Raw genomic sequence first — 2,111 nt, 5'->3', positions numbered from 1 at the left:
GGCCGGTGCCCGCGTGGACCGTGGCCTCGGCGTCGCCGTCGAGCCCGTAGGCGGTGTGCACGGTGCGTGCGGCCTCGGTCAGGTCGGTGTCGCGCAGCACCACGGAGATGCGGATCTCCGAGGTCGAGATCATCTCGATGTTGATGCCGCCGGCCGACAGCGCCTCGAAGAGGGTGGCGGAGACGCCCGAATGCGTGCGCATCCCCGCACCGACGACGGAGAGCTTGCCGATCTGATCATCGTGGATCAGGTTCTGGAATCCGACCTCGGTCTGCTCACCGGCGAGGGCCTTGAGAGCTCCCGCCGCATCGGCCTTGGGCACCGTGAAGGAGATGTCGGTGCGTCCGGTGGCAGAGACGTTCTGCACGATCATGTCGACGTTCGCGCCCGACTTGGCGACGATCTTGAAGATCTCGGCAGCCTTGCCCGGCACGTCGGGCACACCCGCGACCGTGATCTTGGCCTGGCTGAAGTCGGTGGCGACACCGGCGACGATCGGTTCTTCCATGACTGCTCCCTCGGCTTCGCGGGGGTTCTTCATACCCTCGCCCAGAACGTATGTGCCCTCGGCCGACGAGAAGGTCGACCGAGCGTGAATGAGGACGCCGTGACGGCGCGCGTACTCGACGGCGCGGATGTACAGCACCTTGGCGCCGTTGGCGGCAAGCTCGAGCATCTCCTCACTGGAGACATGATCGAGCTTCTGCGCCTTGGGGATCACGCGCGGATCGGCGGTGAAGATGCCGTCGACATCGCTGTAGATCTCGCACACGTCGGCGTCGAGCGCCGCGGCGAGGGCGACGGCCGTGGTGTCGGAGCCACCGCGACCGAGCGTGGTGATGTCGCGGGTGTCGCGGTTGAAGCCCTGGAACCCGGCGACGATCACGATCGCCCCCTCGTCGAGGGCTTCACGCAACCGCACGGGAGTGACGTCGACGATGCGAGCGGCCCCGTGCTGGGAGTCGGTGATCATGCCCGCCTGGCTGCCCGTGAAGGAGCGCGCTTCGAACCCCATCGAGTGGATCGCCATGGCCAGCAGCGCCATCGAGATGCGCTCTCCGCTGGAGAGGAGCATGTCGAGCTCGCGCGGGGCGGGGATCGGTGCGACCTCGTTCGCGAGGTCGAGTAGCTCGTCGGTGGTGTCGCCCATCGCGCTCACGGCGACGACCACGTCGTGGCCAGCACGACGCGTGTCGACGATGCGCTTGGCGACGCGTTTGATGCTCTCTGCGTCGGCGACGGACGAGCCGCCGTACTTCTGCACGATGAGGGCCACGATCACTCCCTGGGATGACGGGCGGATCCGCCCACGCTCATTCTACGATCGGCGCGTATGCTCCGTTGCGCATGTGTCGCCCGTCCGGTTGTCTGGCCTCGTCCGCGTGACCGGATGCGCGAGCGCAGCTAGAGGGCGGGCGGGAGCGCCTGGGCCGAGACCGGACGCAGTCGTCCGCCCGTGGCGGCGAACCAGCAGCCGATGATGATCAACGGGAAGCCGATCAGCAGGCCGGGGGTCAGTGGCTCGGCGAGGACGATCGCGCCGAGGATGATCGCGACCACCGGGTTCACGTAGGTGAACAGCGGTGCGCGCACCGGCCCCACCTCCCGGATGAGCGTGAAGAACGCCAGGAACGCCACCGCCGTGCAGATCACGGCGAGCGCGAGGAGCGCGGCGATCGAGGGCACGCTGGGCACCTGATGCTGGGTGAGCAGGCCGATCGGGAGGTAGAAGACGCCGATCATCAGAAGCGACAGGGTGATGGTGCCGAGCGAGGGCACGTCATTGAGCTTGCGCGCGACGATGAAGGGAGCGATCGCGTACAGCACGGCGACCAGGAGCACCTCCCCCGCCGCGAGAAGACTGACCTCGCCGCCGAAGAGCCCGGGACCGGCGACCACGATCGCGACGCCGATGAAACCGATGAGCAGTCCGATCCCGCGGGCAGGCCGGAGCACTCCACGATCGCCGCCGCCGAGGGCGATCAGTGCGGCGAACAGCGGAACGGTCGCCACGAGCAGGCCGGTCATTCCCGAAGGCAGCGTCATCTCGGCGTGGCCGAGCAGCAGGAAGGGCCCGGCCATCTCGACCGCGCCGAAGGCGAGCACCCAGG

At 68.2% G+C, this 2,111-nt stretch carries 2 protein-coding genes; both read right to left on the bottom strand.

The annotated features are described in order from the left end of the window. A partial coding sequence (locus KZA10_RS13145) for an aspartate kinase (RefSeq protein ID WP_218683099.1) occupies nucleotides 1–1,276 on the bottom strand: 1,276 nt, incomplete at its 3' end. Nucleotides 1,277–1,404: 128 nt separating this feature from the next. Continuing rightward, nucleotides 1,405–2,111: DMT family transporter (locus KZA10_RS13140; RefSeq protein ID WP_218683098.1), on the bottom strand; the 707-nt coding region annotated here is incomplete at its 5' end.

The sequence above is a fragment of the Microbacterium sp. BF1 genome (assembly GCF_019279095.1).
GTDB lineage: Bacteria > Actinomycetota > Actinomycetes > Actinomycetales > Microbacteriaceae > Microbacterium > Microbacterium maritypicum.
This window is presented reverse-complemented; position numbering and strand designations above follow the sequence as displayed.